The organism is Pseudomonas sp. BRG-100 (assembly GCF_000737955.1).
Classification (GTDB): domain Bacteria; phylum Pseudomonadota; class Gammaproteobacteria; order Pseudomonadales; family Pseudomonadaceae; genus Aquipseudomonas; species Aquipseudomonas synxantha_A.
This window is the reverse complement of record NZ_JPRX01000001.1, coordinates 1,402,537-1,424,769: the sequence shown is the minus strand read 5'-3', so window position 1 is coordinate 1,424,769 and position 22,233 is coordinate 1,402,537. Positions and strand designations below refer to the sequence as shown.

19 protein-coding genes and 1 pseudogene are annotated in these 22,233 nt (G+C 51.1%); all 20 read left to right on the top strand.

Annotated features, from left to right (window positions below; all coding sequences use genetic code 11):
* Positions 1-176 precede the first annotated feature (176 nt).
* The 20 genes and pseudogenes from serC (at position 177) to JH25_RS21180 (ending at position 22,141) form a co-directional block, all read left to right on the top strand.
* Positions 177-1,262, top strand: coding sequence for a 3-phosphoserine/phosphohydroxythreonine transaminase (gene serC / locus JH25_RS21095; protein WP_032877177.1), 1,086 nt, complete (start codon positions 177-179; stop codon positions 1,260-1,262).
* Positions 1,262-2,356: a prephenate dehydratase gene (pheA, locus tag JH25_RS21100; protein ID WP_003172650.1), complete on the top strand. Its 1,095-nt coding sequence runs from the start codon at positions 1,262-1,264 to the stop codon at positions 2,354-2,356. Before serC ends, pheA begins: the two co-directional genes overlap by 1 nt.
* A 9-nt stretch (positions 2,357-2,365) precedes the next feature.
* Positions 2,366-3,478 carry a histidinol-phosphate transaminase gene (gene hisC, locus JH25_RS21105; protein ID WP_032877176.1) on the top strand — a complete coding sequence of 371 codons (1,113 nt, stop codon included), beginning with the start codon at positions 2,366-2,368 and terminating at the stop codon, positions 3,476-3,478.
* A 28-nt stretch (positions 3,479-3,506) separates the two neighbouring features.
* Positions 3,507-5,717 (top strand): bifunctional prephenate dehydrogenase/3-phosphoshikimate 1-carboxyvinyltransferase, encoded by a 2,211-nt coding sequence (locus JH25_RS21110; RefSeq protein ID WP_032881057.1) that lies wholly within the window; start codon positions 3,507-3,509, stop codon positions 5,715-5,717.
* Positions 5,714-6,403: a (d)CMP kinase gene (gene cmk / locus JH25_RS21115; protein ID WP_005786302.1), complete on the top strand. Its 690-nt coding sequence runs from the start codon at positions 5,714-5,716 to the stop codon at positions 6,401-6,403. The genes JH25_RS21110 and cmk overlap by 4 nt, the downstream gene beginning before the upstream one ends.
* A gap of 120 nt (positions 6,404-6,523) precedes the next feature.
* Positions 6,524-8,209, top strand: coding sequence for a 30S ribosomal protein S1 (gene rpsA / locus JH25_RS21120; RefSeq protein ID WP_005786304.1), 1,686 nt, complete (start codon positions 6,524-6,526; stop codon positions 8,207-8,209).
* A 160-nt stretch (positions 8,210-8,369) separates the two neighbouring features.
* Entirely contained in the window at positions 8,370-8,654 is a 285-nt protein-coding gene (locus tag JH25_RS21125; RefSeq protein ID WP_032877175.1) for a lipoprotein, read from the top strand.
* A gap of 131 nt (positions 8,655-8,785) precedes the next feature.
* Positions 8,786-9,082: an integration host factor subunit beta gene (gene ihfB, locus JH25_RS21130; protein ID WP_003189779.1), complete on the top strand. Its 297-nt coding sequence runs from the start codon at positions 8,786-8,788 to the stop codon at positions 9,080-9,082.
* Positions 9,083-9,106: 24 nt separating this feature from the next.
* Complete coding sequence (locus JH25_RS21135; protein ID WP_032877174.1) at positions 9,107-9,337, top strand: LapA family protein; 231 nt, start codon at positions 9,107-9,109, stop codon at positions 9,335-9,337.
* A gap of 333 nt (positions 9,338-9,670) precedes the next feature.
* Positions 9,671-10,960 (top strand): Wzz/FepE/Etk N-terminal domain-containing protein, encoded by a 1,290-nt coding sequence (locus JH25_RS21140; RefSeq protein ID WP_081883287.1) that lies wholly within the window; start codon positions 9,671-9,673, stop codon positions 10,958-10,960.
* Positions 10,961-11,410: 450 nt separating this feature from the next.
* Entirely contained in the window at positions 11,411-12,664 is a 1,254-nt protein-coding gene (locus tag JH25_RS0126935) for an oligosaccharide flippase family protein (RefSeq protein WP_050549330.1), read from the top strand.
* Positions 12,657-13,822, top strand: a pseudogene (locus tag JH25_RS27865) (EpsG family protein). The gene JH25_RS0126935 and the pseudogene JH25_RS27865 overlap by 8 nt, the downstream one beginning before the upstream one ends.
* A 307-nt stretch (positions 13,823-14,129) precedes the next feature.
* Complete coding sequence (locus JH25_RS0126930; protein ID WP_177327395.1) at positions 14,130-15,029, top strand: glycosyltransferase family 4 protein; 900 nt, start codon at positions 14,130-14,132, stop codon at positions 15,027-15,029.
* Positions 15,030-15,041: 12 nt separating this feature from the next.
* On the top strand, positions 15,042-16,079 hold the full coding sequence (locus tag JH25_RS21150; RefSeq protein ID WP_032877172.1) for a polysaccharide biosynthesis protein: 1,038 nt from the start codon (positions 15,042-15,044) through the stop codon (positions 16,077-16,079).
* A gap of 2 nt (positions 16,080-16,081) precedes the next feature.
* Positions 16,082-17,197, top strand: coding sequence for a UDP-2-acetamido-2,6-beta-L-arabino-hexul-4-ose reductase (gene wbjC, locus JH25_RS21155; RefSeq protein WP_032877171.1), 1,116 nt, complete (start codon positions 16,082-16,084; stop codon positions 17,195-17,197).
* A gap of 29 nt (positions 17,198-17,226) precedes the next feature.
* On the top strand, positions 17,227-18,357 hold the full coding sequence (gene wecB / locus JH25_RS21160) for a non-hydrolyzing UDP-N-acetylglucosamine 2-epimerase (RefSeq protein WP_032877170.1): 1,131 nt from the start codon (positions 17,227-17,229) through the stop codon (positions 18,355-18,357).
* Between the two features lie 4 nt (positions 18,358-18,361).
* Complete coding sequence (locus JH25_RS21165; protein ID WP_032877169.1) at positions 18,362-19,594, top strand: glycosyltransferase family 4 protein; 1,233 nt, start codon at positions 18,362-18,364, stop codon at positions 19,592-19,594.
* 51 nt (positions 19,595-19,645) lie between these two features.
* Positions 19,646-20,239: a sugar transferase gene (locus JH25_RS21170; RefSeq protein ID WP_032877168.1), complete on the top strand. Its 594-nt coding sequence runs from the start codon at positions 19,646-19,648 to the stop codon at positions 20,237-20,239.
* Complete coding sequence (locus tag JH25_RS21175; RefSeq protein ID WP_032877167.1) at positions 20,239-20,856, top strand: acetyltransferase; 618 nt, start codon at positions 20,239-20,241, stop codon at positions 20,854-20,856. The genes JH25_RS21170 and JH25_RS21175 overlap by 1 nt, the downstream gene beginning before the upstream one ends.
* 106 nt (positions 20,857-20,962) lie before the next feature.
* Positions 20,963-22,141, top strand: coding sequence for a DegT/DnrJ/EryC1/StrS family aminotransferase (locus tag JH25_RS21180; RefSeq protein ID WP_032877166.1), 1,179 nt, complete (start codon positions 20,963-20,965; stop codon positions 22,139-22,141).
* Positions 22,142-22,233: the final 92 nt, after the last annotated feature.

Sequence of the window (22,233 nt, the reverse complement as noted above, 5' to 3'; positions counted from 1 at the left end):
TTGCCTGGACGCGGTCCATGTGGGAGCTGGCTTGCCTGCGATAGCATCACCGCGGTATCACTGGAACTACCGAGGTGCCTGTATCGCAGGCAAGCCAGCTCCCACACGGGTTGGCTTCAGACAAAGGGTGTTGCCGAACATGATTGCAGCCCCACCAGATCAGAGTGAGATTGGATGTGAGCAAGAGAGCCTATAACTTCTGTGCCGGTCCCGCGGCGCTTCCTGAAGCAGTCCTGCAGCGTGCGCAGGGTGAACTCCTCGACTGGCATGGAAAAGGCCTCTCCGTGATGGAAATGAGCCATCGCAGCGATGAGTTCGTGTCCATCGCCACCAAGGCCGAGCAGGACTTGCGCGACTTGCTGGACATCCCCTCCGACTACAAAGTGTTGTTCCTGCAAGGCGGCGCGAGCCAGCAGTTCGCTCAGATCCCACTGAACCTGTTGCCCGAAGAGGGCACTGCCGACTATATCGACACCGGTATCTGGGGTCAGAAAGCCATTGAAGAGGCCTCGCGCTACGGTCACGTCAATGTGGCCGGTACCGCCAAGCCCTACGACTACTTCGCCATTCCAGGTCAGAACGAGTGGAAGCTGACGAAGGACGCGGCCTACGTTCACTATGTCGCGAACGAAACCATCGGTGGCCTGGAATTTGATTGGGTGCCTGAAGTAGGTGACGTTCCGCTGGTGTGCGACATGTCCTCGGACATCCTCTCGCGCCCGATCGACGTGTCCCGGTATGGCATGATCTACGCCGGTGCGCAAAAGAACATCGGCCCGAGCGGCATCCTGGTCAATATCATCCGCGAAGACCTGCTCGGCCGCGCCCGTTCGCTGTGCCCGACCATGCTCAACTACAAGGTCGCGGCCGATAACGGCTCGATGTACAACACCCCGCCGGCGTTTGCCTGGTACCTGTCCGGCCTGGTCTTCGAATGGCTCAAGGAGCAGGGTGGTGTGGCTGCGATGGGCAAGCGCAACGAAGAGAAGAAGCGCACCCTGTACGACTTCATCGACGCCAGCGGCCTGTACAGCAACCCGATCAACCTTACCGACCGCTCGTGGATGAACGTGCCGTTCCGCCTGGCCGATGATCGCCTGGACAAGCCGTTCCTGGCCGGCGCCGACGAGCGTGGCTTGCTGAACCTCAAGGGCCACCGCTCGGTCGGTGGTATGCGCGCCTCCATTTATAACGCTGTCGACATCCACGCCATCAACGCGCTGGTTGCCTACATGGCAGAGTTCGAAAAGGAACACGGCTAATGTCTGAGCAAGAACTCAAAGCCCTGCGCGTACGCATTGACAGCCTGGACGAGAAAGTCCTGGAGCTGATCAGTGAGCGCGCGCGCTGCGCCCAGGAAGTGGCTCGGGTGAAAATGGCGTCCCTGGCGGAAGGCGAAGTGCCGGTGTTCTACCGGCCTGAGCGCGAAGCCCAGGTGCTAAAGCGCGTGATGGAGCGCAACAAGGGGCCGCTGGGCAATGAGGAGATGGCGCGGTTGTTCCGTGAAATCATGTCTTCGTGCCTTGCCCTTGAGCAGCCGCTGAAAGTGGCCTACCTGGGCCCCGAAGGCACTTTCACCCAGGCGGCGGCCATGAAGCACTTCGGCCACGCGGTGATCAGCAAGCCGATGGCGGCCATCGACGAAGTGTTCCGCGAAGTGGCGGCCGGCGCGGTGAATTTTGGCGTGGTGCCGGTGGAAAACTCCACTGAAGGCGCGGTCAACCACACGCTGGACAGCTTCCTCGAGCACGACATGGTGATCTGTGGCGAAGTCGAGTTGCGTATTCACCACCACCTGCTGGTGGGCGAGAACACCAAGACCGACAGCATCAGCCGTATCTACTCTCACGCTCAGTCCCTGGCCCAGTGCCGCAAGTGGCTGGACGCCCATTACCCGAATGTCGAGCGCGTGGCGGTGTCCAGCAACGCCGAAGCGGCCAAGCGGGTCAAGGGTGAGTGGAACTCGGCGGCGATTGCCGGCGATATGGCTGCGGGCCTCTACGGGCTGACACGCTTGGCCGAGAAAATCGAGGACCGCCCGGACAACTCCACGCGCTTCTTGATGATCGGCAGCCAGGAAGTGCCGCCAACCGGCGACGACAAGACTTCGATCATCGTTTCCATGAGCAACAAGCCCGGCGCGTTGCATGAGCTGCTGGTGCCATTCCACGACAACGGGATTGACCTGACGCGCATCGAGACTCGTCCTTCGCGCAGCGGTAAATGGACCTACGTGTTCTTTATCGACTTCATCGGCCACCACCGCGACCCGCTGGTCAAGGGCGTGCTGGAGAAGATCAGTCAGGAAGCCGTGGCACTCAAAGTGCTGGGCTCCTACCCGAAAGCGGTTTTGTGAGGCTTTGACATGAGTGGCAACTTCCTCGCCCTGGCTCAGCCGGGCGTGCAACAACTCTCGCCTTACGTTCCAGGCAAGCCTGTGGACGAACTGGCCCGTGAGTTGAATCTGGACCCGTCCAGGATCGTCAAGCTGGCGAGTAACGAAAACCCGCTGGGTCCGAGCCCCAAAGTATTGGCGGCGATTCGGGAGGAGCTTGCCGAGCTGACCCGTTATCCCGACGGCAATGGCTTTGCCCTCAAGTCCCTGCTGGCAGAAAAATGCCGGGTCGAGCTCAATCAGGTGACCCTGGGCAATGGCTCCAACGACATTCTTGAACTGGTCGGGCGTGCCTACCTGGCGCCCGGTTTGAATGCGGTGTTCAGTGAGCATGCATTCGCGGTCTACCCGATCGTGACCCAGGCCGTAGGGGCTGATGCGCGCGTCATTCCTGCCAAGAACTGGGGCCACGACCTGCCGGCGATGCTGGCAGCGATCGATGCGCAAACCCGCGTGGTGTTTATCGCTAACCCGAACAACCCGACCGGCACCTGGTTCGATGCGCAGGCCCTGAACGAGTTCCTGCAGAACGTGCCGGAGCATGTGCTGGTTGTGCTGGACGAAGCCTACATCGAGTACGCCGAAGGCGGCGACCTGCCCGATGGCCTGGATTTCCTCGCGGCCTACCCGAACCTGCTGGTGTCGCGCACCTTCTCCAAGGCTTATGGCCTGGCGTCGTTGCGGGTTGGCTACGGCCTGTCCACAGCGGTAGTGGCCGATGTGCTGAACCGCGTACGCCAACCGTTCAACGTCAACAGCCTGGCCCTGGCGGCTGCGTGTGCGGCGGTGAAGGATGCCCAATACCTGGAAGAAGGACGCCGCCTTAACGAAAGCGGCATGTTGCAGTTGCAGGACGGCTTTCGCGAGTTGGGCCTGGGCTGGATTCCGTCCAAGGGCAACTTCATCTGCGTCGACCTCGGCCAAGAGGCTGCACCGGTATTTCAGGGCTTGTTGCGCGAAGGCGTGATCGTGCGTCCGGTGGCCAACTACGGTATGCCGAACCACCTGCGTATCACCATTGGTTTGCCGGCCGAGAACAGCCGCTTCCTGGAGGCGTTGGCCAAGGTTCTGGCCCGTGGTTGATGTCACTGCATTGCAACCTGCTGTGCCTATGATCGGTCGCCTGGTGGTGGTCGGCCTGGGGTTGATCGGTGGTTCGTTCGCCAAGGGCCTGCGGGACAGCGGGCTGTGTGGCGAAGTAGTCGGCGTGGACCTTGACCCGCAATCGCGCAAGCTGGCGGTGGAGTTGGGTGTCGTGGATCGCTGTGAAGCGGACCTGGCAATCGCTTGCCAGGGCGCGGACGTGATCCAGCTTGCGGTGCCGATCCTGGCCATGGAGAAATTGCTCGCCGTATTGGCTGGCATGGACCTGGGGCAGGCGATCCTCACGGACGTCGGCAGCGCCAAAGGCAATGTGGTGCGCGCGGCACAATTGGCGTTTGGCGCTATGCCGCCGCGCTTTGTGCCGGGCCATCCGATTGCCGGTTCCGAGCAGAGCGGGGTGGAAGCGTCCAATGCGCAGTTGTTCCGTCGGCATAAGGTGATCCTGACGCCGCTGGCGCAGACTGATCCGGCGGCGTTGGCCGTGGTGGATCGGCTCTGGCGCGAGCTGGGCGCGGATGTGGAGCATATGCAGGTCGAGCGCCACGATGAAGTGTTGGCCGCGACCAGCCATCTTCCCCATCTGCTGGCATTCGGCTTGGTGGATTCGTTGGCCAAGCGCAACGAAAACCTCGAGATTTTCCGTTACGCCGCCGGTGGTTTTCGCGATTTCACGCGGATTGCCGGCAGTGACCCGGTGATGTGGCATGACATCTTTCTCGCCAATCGCGAAGCGGTGTTGCGCACCCTGGACACGTTCCGCATTGACCTCGACGCCTTGCGCGATGCGGTGGATGCGGGTGATGGCCATCAGTTACTGGGTGTGTTCACCCGGGCGCGGATGGCGCGAGAGCATTTCAGCAAGATCCTGGCGCGCCGGGCCTATATGGAAACTGCAGTGAACGCCGATGAGCTGACTTTTATCGCCAATCCGGGTGGCCGCTTGAGCGGATGCATTCGGGTGCCAGGTGACAAGTCGATCTCCCATCGATCGATCATGCTGGGTTCATTGGCTGACGGCGTAACGGAGGTCGACGGTTTCCTTGAAGGCGAAGATGCCCTGGCGACCTTGCAGGCGTTTCGCGACATGGGCGTGGTGATCGAGGGCCCGCACCATGGGCGAGTGACTATTCATGGGGTTGGCCTGCACGGCTTGAAGGCAGCGCCAGGGCCGATCTACCTGGGTAACTCCGGTACATCAATGCGCCTGTTGGCGGGTCTGCTTGCGGCGCAAAGCTTCGATAGCGTCCTGACCGGTGATGCATCGCTGTCCAGGCGCCCGATGAGTCGCGTGGCCAAGCCGCTGCGGGAAATGGGCGCGGTGATCGAGACCGGTCCTGAAGGGCGTCCGCCGCTGACCATTCGTGGTGGGCAGACGCTCAAGGGCCTGACTTACGCGTTGCCGATGGCCAGTGCGCAGGTTAAATCCTGCCTGTTGCTGGCTGGTCTGTATGCACAAGGTAAAACCGCAGTCACCGAGCCTGCGCCGACCCGCGATCATACCGAGCGCATGTTGCGTGGCTTTGGTTATCCGGTGGCGGTGGAGGGCGCGACGGCGTCGGTGGAGTCAGGTCATCGGTTGACGGCTGCCCACATTGAAGTGCCTGGGGATATTTCGTCTGCGGCGTTTTTTCTGGTGGCGGCCTCGATTGCCCAGGGTTCGGAGTTGCTGCTTGAGCATGTCGGCGTCAATCCTACCCGCACCGGCGTGATCGATATCCTGCGGCTGATGGGGGCTGATATTAGCCTTGAAAATCCGCGTGAGGTAGGTGGCGAGCCTGTTGCGGACTTGCGTGTCCGGGCAGCTGTCTTGAAGGGTATCGAGATTCCAGCGGCGTTGGTGCCGTTGGCGATCGATGAGTTTCCCGTATTGTTTGTCGCCGCTGCCTGCGCCGAGGGGCGCACCGTATTACGCGGTGCCGAGGAGCTGCGGCTCAAGGAGTCGGACCGTATCCAGGTTATGGCCGACGGTCTGCTGGCCCTGGGTGTGAAGTGCCAACCCACGCCTGATGGGATTATCATTGACGGTGGCCCGATAGGCGGTGGCGAAGTGCATGCCCATGGCGATCACCGCATTGCCATGGCGTTCAGCGTGGCCTCCCTGCAGGCAGCGGCGCCGATTCGTATTCGTGACTGCGCCAATGTTGCTACGTCTTTTCCGAACTTTCTTACACTGTGTGCCCACGTCGGCATTCGTGTTGCCCAAGAGGCTCAATTGTGAATATCAAAGCACCGGTGATTACCATCGACGGGCCAAGCGGCTCGGGCAAAGGCACCATCGCCGGCATCCTGGCCAAGCGCCTGGGCTGGTGCCTGCTCGATTCCGGCGCGCTGTACCGCCTGTTGGCATTCGCGGCGCGCAACCATGGTGTCGATCTGACCAACGAAGAGTTGCTGACGAAAATTGCCGCCCATCTGGACGTGCAGTTCATCGCGGCGACCGACGGTCAACTGCAGCGCATCATTCTGGAAGGCGACGAAGTCAGTGATGTGATTCGTACCGAGAGCATCGGTGCCGGCGCCTCCCAAGTGGCTGCTTTGCCGGCGGTTCGTGAGGCTTTGCTGCAGCGCCAGCGTGCGTTCCAGGAGCCGCCGGGCCTGGTGGCCGACGGCCGTGACATGGGCACGGTGGTGTTTCCCGAGGCGCCGTTGAAGATATTCCTCACGGCCAGTGCCGAGGAACGAGCGCGCCGCCGCTACTTGCAGTTGAAGGGCAAAGTCGATGGTGTTAGTCTGTCGAGTCTGCTAGATGAGATCCGTGCACGCGATGAGCGTGATACCCAGCGTGCGGTAGCCCCGCTCAAGCCGGCGGCTGACGCCATACAGCTGGATTCCACGGAGTTGTCCATCGAGCAGGTGCTGGAACGCATCATGAGTGAAATCGCCATTCGCGATATCGCCGGGTGATCAAGAAGGCCGCAGGGGACCAGTCATAGTCCTGCGGTGGCTTCTTTTAACTGAAACTGACCCACACCGTCTGGGGTGTGGAGATGGGCGTATTCTTCGCCCTTATCAACAGGAATTAAAATGAGCGAAAGCTTTGCGGAACTCTTTGAAGAAAGCCTAAAAACCCTGAACCTTCAGGCAGGCTCCATCATCACCGGTGTTATCGTTGATATCGATTACCAAGCTCGCTGGGTAACCGTTCACGCTGGTCTGAAGTCTGAAGCTCTGATCCCGCTGGAACAGTTCTACAACGATGCTGGTGACCTGACTATCAATGTCGGTGACGAAGTTCACGTTGCTCTGGACTCGGTTGAAGACGGTTTCGGTGAAACCAAGCTGTCCCGTGAAAAAGCCAAGCGCGCTGAATGCTGGATTGTTCTCGAAGCAGCCTTCGCAGCTGAAGAAGTGGTCAAGGGCGTTATCAACGGTAAGGTTAAAGGCGGCTTCACTGTCGACGTTAACGGCATCCGTGCGTTCCTGCCAGGTTCTTTGGTCGACGTTCGTCCTGTGCGCGACACCACGCACCTGGAAGGCAAAGAACTCGAATTCAAAGTCATCAAGCTCGACCAGAAGCGCAACAACGTTGTCGTTTCCCGTCGCAGCGTGCTGGAAGCAGAGAACTCCGCCGAGCGTGAAGCTCTGCTGGAATCCCTGCAGGAAGGCCAACAAGTCAAAGGTATCGTCAAGAACCTCACCGATTACGGCGCATTCGTCGATCTGGGTGGCGTCGATGGCCTGCTGCACATTACCGACATGGCTTGGAAGCGTATCAAGCATCCTTCCGAAATCGTCAACGTTGGCGACGAGATCGATGTCAAGGTTCTGAAATACGATCGTGAGCGTAACCGCGTTTCCCTGGGCTTGAAGCAGCTGGGCGAAGATCCATGGGTTGCTATCAAGGCTCGTTACCCAGAAAGCACTCGCGTAACCGCGCGTGTTACCAACCTGACCGACTACGGCTGCTTCGCAGAGCTGGAAGAAGGCGTGGAAGGCCTGGTACACGTTTCCGAGATGGACTGGACCAACAAGAACATCCACCCTTCGAAAGTCGTACAAGTCGGCGACGAAGTGGAAGTCATGGTTCTGGACATCGACGAAGAGCGTCGTCGTATCTCCCTGGGCATCAAGCAGTGCAAATCTAACCCATGGGAAGATTTCTCTGGCCAGTTCAACAAGGGCGATAAAATCTCCGGCACCATCAAGTCGATCACCGATTTCGGTATCTTCATTGGTCTGGACGGCGGCATCGACGGCCTGGTTCACCTGTCCGACATCTCCTGGAACGAAGTTGGCGAAGAAGCTGTTCGTCGTTTCAAGAAGGGCGACGAGCTGGACACCGTTATCCTGTCGGTTGACCCAGAGCGCGAGCGCATCTCCCTGGGTATCAAACAACTGGAAAGCGATCCGTTCTCCGAGTACGTTCAAGAGAACGACAAAGGCGCCATCGTTAAAGGCACTGTGAAAGAAGTTGACGCTAAAGGCGCCATCATCACTCTGGCCGACGATATCGAAGCGACTCTGAAAGCCTCCGAAATCAGCCGTGACCGCGTTGAAGACGCGCGCAACGTTCTGAAAGAAGGCCAGGAAGTAGAAGCCAAGATCATCAGCGTTGATCGCAAGAGCCGCGTGATCCAACTCTCCATCAAGTCGAAAGACGAAGTGGAAGAGAAAGAAGCTATCCAGAGCTTGAAAGAAGCTGCTCCGGAAGCTGCTGCTGACACCACCATGGCGGCACTGCTGCGCCAGGCAATGGCCAAGCAGAACTAAGTTCTGTAAAGCTGTTGAAAAAGGGCGACTTCGGTCGCCCTTTTTTGCGCCTGAAATTTGATGAAGCAACTGCATCGAACGAAGGCGTTCAGCCCAATGTCAGAACTGACTATAGTCTTTGAAACGGCTATTTCGCGTTGCTGACTCAATAAGGGTTTGAATGAACAGGATTATCGTAATACTTGCATTGGCAGTGCTTGCCGGCTGCTCCTCCACCAGCGCCAAGACGCACGCCAAGCGAGGTGTCAGTGGCATCGAGATCGACTGTTCCGGCTTGGGTAATAAATGGGAGAAGTGCGAGAAGCGTGCTGCCCGTGAGTGCAAGATGCAGGGCTACAAAGTCATCACTCGCTCCAGTGATGCAGAGGATGAAGAGGGTGACTACCTGTTCGGCTGGAACCCGGCTGGCGCAGTTACGCGGACGATGTTGGTTATCTGTAAATGAGTAACAGTAGGGTGGCTGAAGGCGTTTATGCGGTCGGCAGATAAGTTTACACATGGGCTGTTCAAATTCATCAAGTCATGCTAAAACCTTCGAAGCGCTTTTCCTAGCTGCTTGAAAAAGAAGGGAAAAATATGACGAAGTCGGAGTTGATCGAACGAATTGTCACCCATCAAGGGCTGCTCTCATCCAAGGATGTGGAGCTGGCTATCAAGACCATGCTTGAGCAAATGTCCCAATGCCTCGCCACCGGAGACCGCATCGAAATCCGTGGCTTCGGCAGTTTCTCACTGCACTACCGCGCACCGCGCGTAGGCCGCAACCCAAAAACCGGCCAATCCGTCAGCCTCGATGGCAAATTCGTACCCCACTTCAAACCGGGCAAGGAATTGCGTGATCGGGTGAACGAAGAAGAGGAAGAAGGCGTCTGAGTGTTTTTGGGGAAGGAGAAGGGTATGCGTGGGGTTAAGCGCGTTGTTGCGGTATTGATTGCAGTGCTTGCGGCGTTGGTGGTCTTGGCATTTGTGCTGGAGAACCAGCAGGGTGTGGCGCTGTCGTTCCTGGGGTGGAGTACTGCGCAGATGCCGGTGGCGGTGTTTGTGGTGGTGGCTTTGATTGTGGGGATGGTGATTGGGCCGGTGTTGGGGGTGTTTGTGCGTAGGCGTCGGGGTAAGGCGATTGCTTAGCATTGCTCCTGGCGGTATCCACCTGCGACTGGTGACCGTTTGTCAGAAATGTTATCACGCAGGAAGCCGGTAATTCTTTATGGTGGCCTATCGACTTAGCCCCGTTGGTCGCGACGGTTCCATTGGAAAAATTAGAATTGTCTGACATACATGTCAAGACTTGTAATATGCCGGAGAGATGGCAGAATGGAATCTGTTCTCGATAACAGGCATTTTGTGCGCTCAAAATTTGGCAGAGACGCTTGGTTTTGGCGGTCATCCAATTGGAATAAAAAACACACAATGGTGTCTGCATAACGAGCCCGCAGTTTCTCTTGAAGGCAGGTTTTTGTTGTGAGTAGTAACTTTCGTATCCCCCCGGCACATTCGTCCGGAGAAATTGATCTTGCAGTAATTTTCAATGCCGCCTGGCGACAAAAAAAATTGATTGCATTAGTAGCTTTAATTATTACCTTCCTTTCAGTGGCATACGCCTACTGGGTGACGCCTGAATATCAAGTCAGTAGTGTTTTGCGGCCGGCAGCCATCAATGAGCTAGACGCCTTGAACCGTTCTGAGGTTTATAGACTGCCACCTAATGAGGCGTTGACTAGAGTTGGCGCCGCTCTAGAGTCTTATGACACTCGGTTGGGTTTTTTTAGAGCAAATCGAAGCTTGTTTAGTCGGTTTGAACAACCCGGTCGTACCTTAGAGCAAAGTTTCGAAGAGTTTAATCGAAACTCAATTAATTTGATATTACCTGATCCAAAAAAAGTAGATCTTTTAAGCGCCTATATTCGTTTGGAGATGATTTATCCGAAAGGTATTGATGGTGTAGCTATTCTTAATGGTTTTGTAAATTATGCAATTAATATCGAGCGTGCTCAAATCGCGGCCGACATGGATGTAATCATTAAAAACCGTTTAAGAGAGCTCAAAGGTAAGTTGGACGCTGCACGCTCCAATTATGAAAACGATAAAGAAGCTAAAATTGCCAAATTGCTTGAGGCAGATAATCTTAGGCGAGCTCAGTTGCAGGATGAGTTAAAGGCTCTTCGCTCTCAGTTAAAGACTTTGCGTGCTGATCGAATGGCGCAACTTGATGAGGCAATTGTGATTGCTAAGTCATTAAATATTAAAAAGCCTACCACTCCATCTGCATTAAGTGAGTCTGACCATTCAGGTTCATCTAGCGTAATGCGGACGGAAATCAATAATCAACAAATCCCTCTGTATTTTATGGGGGCTGAGACATTGGAAGCGGAGCGTACAGCTCTGAGGCAGCGCAAATCCGACGATTTTACTGAGGGGCGTATTGCACAAATTGCTAAAGAGTTGGAGTTGTTGAAAGAAAATCGTCAAATTGAAGTGCTTAATCGTCGTGAAAATGAAGATCTTTTTTTGAGTGGTATAGAACCCTTGCGTGCAGAAATGGCACGTCTGAATAATCTTAAAAATATTGATATCAACACACTTAAGCTTGTGGCTATAGATAAAGAAGCGCTTGAGCCATTATCTCCGATTAAACCTAATAAGCGTTTAATCGTGCTGACTGGTTTATTCATCGGATTGTGCCTAGGCGTCGGCATTGCTCTATTGATTAGTATTAGTCGTTCCGGCCCACGGTTATCAAAATCTAGCTAAAAATAGATAGCTTTTTTGGAGCGGTGTGATTGGTGTGTTTGCTATGCAAAAATTGTGTGTGTTAAGGGAGGCGGACGGGGGGAGCGAGTACCTCTGCATGAGACAGCGAGATTGGCTGCGTAAGGTCTATGATAAAAAATGTATCAGGGTGAGATGGCGAGTGGTAATTTTGCCCCGAGCTATGCGGCTTCGACGCATTGCTGTACACCGCCTTAAATTTGGGTATGATTGTGCTCTCTACCACGGTCTGTGTCTTAAGCCAAGAAGTGAGTTTGGGCGAAAGTTTCCAGTGATGTTATTTTGATTCCCTTCTATTGAGCGGAATGGCTTAGGTCTTGATAAGAGGGGATCAATTTTTCGAAAGTGAGTTTGGACTTGATGATGACGTTAGTAAGCTCTTCTTAGTGAATAATTGATTGTTTCCGCATAATTTGAGCCTCGAAATCCCCTATGATTAAGTCCGTAATTAATGTTGGTTCGCAGGCGATTGTGAAACTGATTTTTTCAATCGTTTCATTAAAAATAGTAGCCTATTACGCAGGGCCATCTGGCATGGCGGTATTGGGTCAGTTACAGGCTTTTTTGCAAATTGCCAGTGCGGGCGCTTCTTCAGTAACATCCACTGGAGTAGTCAAGTTAATATCTGAAGGGCGGGCGCAGAAAGATAAAGTGATCGCGTGTTCGTTCCTTCTTTTGTTGATATACAGCGTAATTCTTTTTTTGATTTTCTTCGTTTTTGTCGACGCAATTTCCGATTTCTTCTTTGAGGGGCAGTGGCGCTATGCTTTGCTCGTACTGCCAGTAACGGCATTTTGTCTTGGGATTAACAGTCTTTTTGCTTCCTATTATAATGGTGTGCAGAACTATCGTTTGTATTTTCTCTACTCGATTTTTTTGTCTTTTCTTACTTCCGTTATAACAATATTGTTGGCTGTATATTTTTATTTTGACGGTGCTATTTACTCTGTTGTACTGGCTCCGCTAATTGCGGGGCTGATATTGTTGTTGTTTTTTAGAGGATGGGCTGGGCGAGGGTGGAGAATAGCGATTGAAGATTTTAAACTGTTATCAGCAACACTTTTGCAGTTTTCTTTAATGGCTTTGGTTTCTGCTCTTGTGGTATACGGTGGGCAAATCTATCTGAGGTACTTCATTTCGGATAATGTGTCTGTGTCGTCTGCAGGTATTTGGTACTCTGCTACTCGGCTTTCTGACATATACGTCGGCATAGCAAGCGTATTATTTTCAACGATATTACTTCCTAGATATTCAGCATTGAACGGTTTTGGGTTGAAATCGGAAGTATGGAAGGTATTTAAAATTGCAATAGTTTTTTCATTAATTATGGTTGTGTGTGTTAAAGTTTTGTCTAGTTATGTTGTTAGTGCTATATACGGCCATGGCTTTGATGGTGCGGCACAGATTCTTGATTTGTATGTTGTCGGCGATGCGTTAAAGGTGATGACTTGGGTGTTCTTGTATGTTTTTATAGCAAAACAAAGGATTTTGTTTTACCTCGTGTACGAAGTGCTTACAGCATTGGTTTATGTATTATGCTCTATAATGGCACTCCAATATTTTAACTTCTCTCACATGGCGCTTGGCTATGTAATTCAGGCCGCCTTTTCGTTGGGAGCGTTGTTGTGTTGGTTTTTGAAATTTTCCAGGACGTTAGGTCCGCGCGGTGAGGCAGCTCATGTTTGATTATAATCTGGTATATGTCCTCATTTGGGGTATAGCCTTTATATCGATTTTATTACCGCAAATTAAGAATATTCATCTTTATATTATACAGGTCGGTATTTTAACGCTGTTTCTTGCTCTAAAGTTTGAGACAGGATATGACTGGCCGGTGTATGAAGCCCATTTCGTAAATGTCGCAGCCGGCGAAGCCTTTAATCTCAATTTTGAAATCGGTTATGAGTTATTAGTTCATTTTTTTCGTTTTTAGGTTTTAAGTTTCATGATTTCATAGTCGTCGTTAGTGTGTTGGAAATCATGCTGCTGGCTGCTGCTATTCGATTTTTTTTTCCAAAATACAGCTTATTGGTTATAGCTATAATTTATTCTATTCCAGACTTTTATCTAATTCCATATTTTTCGCTTGTTCGACAAGGCTTAGCTGCTAGTTTATTTTTTTATGGTGTGCGTTGCTATGTCGGAAACCAGAAGTTCCTAGCGTGGATTATTTTTGGCATAGCGGTATCATTACACTACTCGGTTGTTGGAGCGCTATTTTTCTTGGTTTTAGCTTTTAATATAAAGGTTGGCAAGAACATTTTTTTGATTTTTTTTGCATTAGCGGTTTCCTTTTATCTTTCCTCAATAGATGTCGTCCGGTCCATAGCTGAGTATTTAGTCGTTTATCTCGATCCCAAATATATGATCTATCTGGATCGAGATGTTTATAACGCCTCCTTGCTCTATCGAGGAGTTTATGCATCGGTGTCGACGATTGTGTTTATTTTTGTATACATGTCGTGGGGGAGGCAAGATCTCGAATCAACCAGCAGTTTAAGGTGGTCGTCTAGTATTCATCGTTTAGCAATGTTCGGTATACTAATACCCTTGGTCGTCTACGGGTTTCCAACGTTTTCTACGCGATATCAGTTTTTCTTTTGTATTTTTACTGTAGGCGTCTGTTTGGCATTTCTTGCACGTTTCAATGTCCGTGATCGTCTTCTGGCCCTTATGATGACTTGTCTCCTGGCGTACATTCCATTTTACCGATTCTTGAGTAGCCCACTTTCAATTGTCTATATTCCCTATCAAAGCCAATTGTTTTTTGATAAGAGCAATTCAACAGGTCAACAGCGAACCGATGACCTATTAAATCAACTTGATGTCCTATGGTCGAAGTGACGGTGTTTATGAAAAGTGTAGTTTTGTTAACAACTAAGTATGCTGAGCATGCGTCCGATGCTTGGTTGACGAATGAGATGGCATATTCGTTCAGAGACGACGGATACAATATGTGTACAGTTGTATTTTCTTGGCTTCGAGATGACCCAAAATCGTCAGTCAAAGAGATAGATGGGGTCAAGGTTGTCAGAATTCGGTTATTCGATTTTTTTATACGACAGGGTTTGTCGGTACTGCGCTGAAAATTTTATTGTTTCCGTATTGGGCGCGGATTGTGATTAAGCGACACGTTAAAGAGTGTGATCTTTTGATCGCTAATACACCTTGCGTTACTATTGTAGGATTGTCTAATTTTTTTAAGCGTAACTATAAGGCTAAGACTTACTTGGTGTTATGGGATTTTTTTCCTTTTTATCTAAGGGATTTGGGGGCTATTAGGAATAAGTTGTTCTTTTGGTTTTTTCAGCGCCTTGAAAATATGATGTACCGCTCCTTTGATCGTATTGGTTGCATGACAAAGGGGAATATTAAATTTTTGCTAGAGAATTTTTCCGGTGTGGACCCATCTCGCGTGGAGATACTACCTCTTTGGGCGAAAGTGAAAACCGTAGAGCCTGTTGACAAGGAGTTTATCAGGGCGAAATACAAGTTGCCGATGGATAAGGTTATTGCGGTATATGGAGGGGCAATGTCCATTGTTCAAGAGCTTGAAAATATATTAGATTTGGCGAAATTGAGCTTTGATGCAAAGGATAATGTTTGCTTTTTATTCATAGGTAAAGGCACTGAGCGTGAACGTCTCGAAAATAGAGCTTTCAATCAGGGCCTAACGAATGTGATTTTTTTAGACTACGTACCTCGTGAGGAGTACCAAAGCGTAGTTCAAGCCAGTGATATTGGCTTGATCTCCCTGTCGAGCAAACTCAGTGTGCCAAGTTTTCCTTCCAAATCCGTGGATTACTTCAAGGTATCTCTACCGATCCTAGCCTCGCTCGACGCGGTGACCGATTTTGGAAGTATTTTGCAGAATGATATCAAAGCAGGTTTTTCCGTAATAGCGGGTAATAGTCAGCTTTTACATGAGAAACTGACCAAATTAGCTTTAGACCCGTCACTACGAAAAACGATGGGCCAAGCGGGGCGTCGATATTATGAAGAGCGCCTAACTGTCGAAAAAGCAAGAGAAACAATCACTTCTGTTTTGTAAGGAGATACATATATGACTAATGTTTTCAAAGATGCGACGTTGATGATTACTGGTGGTACTGGTTCTTTTGGGAATGCAGTATTGAAGCGCTTTCTGGATTCGGACCTGAAAGAAATTCGTGTGTTCAGTCGAGATGAAAAGAAACAAGACGATATGCGTAAGCGTTATAATAGCGCTAAATTAAAGTTTTATATTGGAGATGTTCGCGACTTTCAAAGCGTTTTGAATGCCACTCGTGGTGTTGACTTTATTTACCATGCCGCAGCACTCAAGCAAGTTCCTTCTTGCGAATTTCACCCTATGGAAGCGGTTAAAACCAACGTTTTAGGGACGGACAATGTACTAGAAGCCGCTATTCAAAATAATATCAAACGAGTTGTTTGTCTTAGCACGGATAAAGCTGTATACCCTATCAATGCCATGGGTATTTCCAAGGCCATGATGGAAAAGGTTATGGTTGCAAAGTCCCGTAATGACAACTCAACAGTTATTTGTGGAACCCGTTACGGCAACGTAATGGCGTCTCGTGGCTCCGTTATACCTCTGTTTATTGAGCAGATTCGTGCTGGACAATCGTTGTCAATTACAGATCCTAACATGACGCGTTTCATGATGACACTAGCGGATGCAGTTGACTTGGTTCTTTATGCTTTTGAGCATGGGAATAATGGTGATATTTTTGTGCAGAAGGCACCTGCTGCAACGGTTGAAACACTTGCTCGTGCATTAACCTCCCTCGTTGGTAAGCCCGACCACCCTATCCAAGTTATTGGTACACGCCACGGAGAGAAACTGTATGAAGCTCTTCTGAGCCGAGAAGAAATGGCCTGCGCCGAGGATATGGGCGATTACTTCCGTGTACCACCTGACTTGCGTGACTTGAACTACAGTAAATTTGTTGAGCAGGGAGAGGAAAAAATTTCTCATACTGAAGACTATAACTCACATAACACTGAGCGTCTTGATGTCGAGGGTATGAAACGTTTGTTGCTCAAGCTGGACTTCATGCAAGCGATTCAACGTGGTGAGCACGCGACACCTGAGGAATGATGATGAAAGTACTAATTACTGGCGCAAATGGATTTGTCGGACAGAACTTGACTATTCATTTGTCAGAGCGAAAAGACATTCAAGTTTTTCGCTTTTCTCGTGACGACGACCGTCAAAGCCTTTCCGAGAAAGTAAAGCATGTAGACTTTATTTTTCATCTGGCTGGTGTCAATCGCCCTAAAAATGTTGAAGAGTTCAAGGCAGGAAATACTGATCTCACCCGTTTACTCGCAGATGCTGTAATTGCTAGCGGGCGAAAAATTCCGATCATATACACGTCTTCAACACAAGCAGAGCAAGACAATGCTTATGGGGCAAGTAAGCGTGGAGCAGAAGATATTCTGAAACAGCTGGCTTCCCTTCACGGTTCTGCCGTGTATTTGTTTCGACTGCCTAATGTATTTGGTAAATGGGCTCGTCCTAATTATAATTCGGCTGTTGCAACTTTTTGCTACAATATTGCAAGGGGCCTGCCTGTAAAAATCAATGACCCCTCCGCAAAAATTACACTTGTATATATTGATGATGTAATCAAGTGTTTTATGGATGTGATGGATGGCTTGGAAACGACGAGTCCATTTGTAGAGGTCAACCCTCAATATCAAATTACTGTAGGTGATTTGTCTGCAACGCTGCATGCGTTTCATGAAAGTCGTACTACATTGATCACGGAAACAGTGGGCACTGGTCTTACTAGGGCGCTTTACGCTACCTATCTGAGCTACTTTCCGCCAGAAAATTTCACCTATGAGGTACCGAAGTACGGTGATCCTCGTGGTGTATTTGTTGAAATGCTCAAAACACCGAATGCTGGGCAGTTTTCATACTTTACCGCTCATCCTGGTATTACTCGGGGGGGGCACTACCATCACACTAAAACTGAGAAGTTTTTAGTTATACGTGGTAATGCAAGCTTTAAGTTTAGGAATGTTGTAACTGGTGAGTTTTATGAGCTGCATACAAGCGGCGAGAAACCTGTAATTGTTGAAACTGTTCCGGGTTGGACTCATGACGTTACTAATATTGGTCAGGATGAAATGATTGTTATGCTTTGGGCGAATGAAATATTTGACCGAGCTCAACCGGATACTTATGCGCTGGCTGTGGGTACAGCATAACAAGCTGGCTATAATAGTAAGGAGGTTTTATGAAAAAAATGAAAGTGATGACTGTTGTAGGAACTCGGCCCGAAATTATCCGTCTTTCTCGTGTCATGGCGGCCCTAGATGAACACTGTGAGCATATTATCGTTCATACCGGTCAGAATTATGACTACGAACTAAATCAAATTTTCTTTGACGATCTGGGTATTCGTAAACCTGATCACTTTCTAAATGCTGCAGGTGCCAGCGGCGCGGAAACGATCGGTAATGTGATCATCGCAGTTGATCGGGTACTGGCAGACGTGAACCCTGAAGCGTTGCTGGTGCTCGGGGATACCAATAGCTGCATGGCTGTTATTCCGGCAAAGCGTCGCAAGATTCCGACCTTCCATATGGAAGCAGGTAATCGTTGCTTTGATATGCGCGTGCCAGAAGAAATCAACCGCCGAATTGTTGACCACACTGCGGATATCAACCTGACGTACAGTACCATTGCGCGTGATTACCTGTTGCGAGAAGGTTTGTCGCCAGACATGGTTATCAAAACTGGCAGCCCGATGTTTGAAGTGCTTCAGTACTACCGTTCAGGCATTGAGGCGTCTGATATTCTCGAGCGCCTGAGTCTTGAAGCCGGCAAGTTCTTTGTGGTCAGCGCGCACCGCGAAGAGAATATCGATTCCGATAAAAACTTCCTGAAGTTGGTGGATGTGTTGAACTCGGTAGCCGAGCATTTCGGGCACCCAGTGATCGTCTCAACCCACCCTCGTACGCAGAAACGTGTTGACGCACTGGGCATCACATTTCATGAAAATGTGCAGTTGCTCAAACCGTTGGGCTTCAAGGATTACAACAAGCTGCAACTGGAGTCCAAGGCCGCGCTGTCTGACAGCGGTACTATCAATGAAGAATCGTCAATTCTAAACTTCCCCGCTCTGAACCTGCGCGAAGCTCATGAGCGCCCAGAAGGTATGGAAGAGGCCGCGGTGATGATGGTAGGCCTGGAAGTGGAGCGAGTGATGCAGGGCCTGCAGTTGCTTGACAGCCAGCAGCGCGGGACTGATCGTACCTTGCGCCTTGTCGCAGATTACAGCATGCCAAACGTTGCCGCTAAGGTGGTTCGGATCATTCACAGCTATCGCGATTATGTTATGCGTATAGTGTGGAAAAGGTATTAATTAAATGGCAGTTCGTGTTTTGCTTTTGACTCAGTGGTTCGATCCGGAACCCACATTCAAAGGACTCGTTTTTGCACGAGAGCTGGTGAAGCTAGGGTTTGACGTTGAGGTGGTCACTGGTTTTCCTAACTACCCAGGCGGTAAAATTTACCCCGGCTTCAAGATGCGCTTGGTTCAGAAAGAAGTAATTGATGGAGTCAAAATAACACGACTGCCTTTGTATCCGAGTCATGGTCAAAGCGGCTTGGGCCGCGTCGCGAACTATATAAGTTTTGCGGTAACAAGTTTGTTTTACGGTTTGTTCGGTGCAAAACGTCCGGATGTTATTTACGCCTATCACCCGCCCTTAACCGTGGGTATTGCCGCTATTTTCATCCGGTTTTTTCGTCGTGTGCCAGTGGTCTACGACATTCAGGATATGTGGCCTGATACGTTGCGGGCAACAGGAATGTTCTCAAACGAGAAGGCATTAAATGTCGTTTCAAAAATTTGCGACTGGGTCTATCGCCATGTTGATCAAGTGGTGGTCCTGTCGCCGGGTTTCAAACGTTTACTGATCGAACGTGGTGTGCCTGAAAACAAGATTGAGGTTATTTATAATTGGTGCGCCGAAGATCAGATCACGGCAAGCACCGATAAGATTTCGGATGGTTTTCCGGACGCGTCCCGCTTTCGTGTTCTTTTTGCCGGGAACATAGGTAAAGCCCAGGCGCTCGACTCGGTGCTAGACGCAGCCAAAATACTGCTGTCACGCGACAAGGCCATGGTTTTTGTATTTCTAGGTGGTGGTGTCGAGGTCGAGCGGCTGGAGCAAAGGGCTGGTGATGAGGGGCTGAATAATGTGGTGTTCCTACCTGCGGTTTCCATGGCCCAGGTCGGTAATTACCTGAGCAACGCGGATGCATTACTGGTCCACCTTAAAAAAGACCCGTTGTTTGCCATCACCATACCTTCCAAGACGCAGGCCTACATGGCGGTAGGCAAGCCGTTGCTAATGGGCGTGGATGGTGATGCGGCAGATCTGGTCACCCAAAGTGGCTGTGGATATGTCGTAGAATCACAGAACCCGAATTCGTTGGTTGATGCAGTCGATAAATTGATGGACGCAACACCTGCTGAGCGCACGGCGTTGTCTCAAAAAGGGCGTGATTTTTACCGCGCCAACTTGTCATTGCGCAAGGGTGTTGAGAGCTTTGCGGCGGTGTTCAAGCGGCTGGCTGGGAAGGATGGTCAGTGACAGTCATCGAAGTTAGAGTGTCAACATCAGGACTGAGTGTGGGATTGCCAGATGCTTAAGCGATTGTTTGATATAGTTGCGTCTTTTTTGGGGCTGTTGTTGCTTTCGCCGGCCATTGCCCTTGTCGCCTGGCAAGTCCGCCGTAAGCTGGGGGCTCCAGTGCTGTTTCGCCAGGTACGTCCAGGGTTGCATGGCAAACCCTTTGAAATGATCAAATTTCGCACAATGAAAGATGCGTGCGATGTCCATGGCAAACCACTCCCTGACTCCGAACGCATGACTGCATTTGGCTCATTCCTGCGTTCAAGCAGCTTGGATGAGCTTCCGGGCTTATGGAATGTTTTAAAAGGCGAAATGAGTTTGGTTGGGCCGCGCCCGCTATTAATGGAGTACCTTCCGCTTTATAGCGTGCAACAATATCGGCGCCATGAAGTTCGCCCAGGCGTAACTGGCTGGGCCCAAATTAACGGACGTAATGCTTTGAGTTGGGAAGATAAATTTAAACTCGATGTTTGGTACGTCGATAACCAAAGTATTTGGCTGGATTTGAAGATTGTTTTCCTGACTTTGAAGAAAGTGATTGTCCGCGAAGGCATCAGTGCCGACGGCGAAGCGACGATGTCGAAGTTTACGGGGCGTCAATAATGAAGCGCTTGGCCATTGTCGGCGCCGGGGGCCACGGGAAGGTCGTAGCTGATACGGCGGAGTGTTGTGGTTGGGACGTCGTAGATTTTTTTGAAGACAACTGGTCAGGGCGTGAGACGAACGGCGATTGGCGTATTGCGGGCGATACCTCGATTTTGCTGAAACATGCCGGGGATTATGAAGGTGTCGTAGTTGCCATCGGCAACAATACGGTGCGTCATGCAAAGCTGATGGCGCTTGCGAGGGACGGGGCCCGGTTGGTTTCGCTGATCCACCCACAGGCAACTATCAGCCGTCATGCTGCGATAGGAGTGGGATCGGTGGCTTTTGCAGGCGTAGTGGTGAATGCCGGTACGCAAATCGGTTTAGGTGCAATTCTTAATACTGGGTGTAGTATTGATCACGACTGCGTGCTTGGGGAAGCCGTCCATATCAGCCCGGGGGCAAGACTGGCAGGCACTGTGCAGGTCGGTAACATGAGCTGGATCGGCATTGGCGCCTGCGTCAGGCAGTCCATACGGATTGGCACTCATGTTACGGTGGGTGCTGGTGCGGCGGTGGTCAGCGATGTCGCGGATTCACAGACTGTCATTGGCGTACCTGCTAGGCCACGTTAGGCAAGCATTTCAGTGTGTTGAACTCAGTTGTTATAGCTATTGCGGCAGACGAACGGACGCTTACTGCGCTCCTTACTTTCTCATCGAAATTAACGGGTACTGTGTTGTGCTGAATACACCCTTTTCTCCTTGGCCCTCTTTTACTATTGAAGAAGCCGACGCGGTACGCGATGTCATCCTTTCCAATAAGGTGAACTATTGGACTGGCAAAGAATGCCGCGAATTTGAAAAAGAGTTTGCCGCTTGGTCAGGTACTGAATATGCCATTGCGTTGGCAAACGGCACTGTTGCGCTTGATCTGGCATTGCTGGCATTGGGCATTGGTGCTGGCGACGAGGTTATCGTCACGTCGCGCACGTTTCTCGCCTCGGTATCCAGTATTGTTAACGCTGGTGCCGTCCCGGTATTCGCTGATGTTGATTGCGACTCGCAAAACTTCACCGCCGACACGATTTCCGCTGTCGTTACCCCACGTACCAGGGCAATTATCTGCGTTCACCTGGCCGGCTGGTCGTGTGACATGGATCCGATCATGGCTTTGGCTGAAGCGCATGATCTGAAAGTAATCGAGGACTGTGCCCAGGCGCACGGCGCCGTTTACAAAGGTCGCCCAGTAGGGTCTATCGGCCATATCGGCGCTTGGTCGTTCTGTCAGGATAAGATCATGACCACCGGCGGTGAGGGGGGCATGGTCACAACCAATGATCGGTCCCTATGGCTAAAAATGTGGGCTTTCAAGGATCACGGTAAAAGCTGGGAGGCGGTGTACGAGCGCAAGCATCCACCCGGATTCCGCTGGGTACACGAGAGCTTTGGTACCAACTGGCGTATGCTTGAGGTGCAGGGTGTTATTGGTCGCATTCAATTGCGCCGGATGCCTGCATGGCGAGCGAGCCGTTTGGCTAACGCGCACCGCATTTGGGACTGTGCCAAGGGTTTGAAAGGAATTCGAGTTCCAGCCATTCCTGAAGATACAGTGCATGCAGCGTACAAATGCTACGTATTCGTCGAACCTGCGCAGTTAAAGCCAGAGTGGAACCGTGATCGTATCCTGTCCGAGATCAACGCTCGTGGTGTGCCGTGCTACTCGGGTTCATGTTCCGAGGTGTACTTGGAAAAGGCATTCGACAACACAGGATGGCGTCCTGCAAATAGACTCCCTGTCGCTAAAGAACTGGGCGAAAACAGCCTCATGTTTCTCGTGCATCCGACGCTTGAGGCTTCCGAGATTGATAAAACCTGTGCTGTGCTCAAGGAAATTATGGGTTTGGCAGCTGTGGATTGAGTCTGTAAGCGGTTATTGAGCGGGCCGAGCCTAGCCCGCTTTTTACAGTTTGAGAAGCGGCGACGCTCATGGAGCGTCCAGATCAAGTGGCG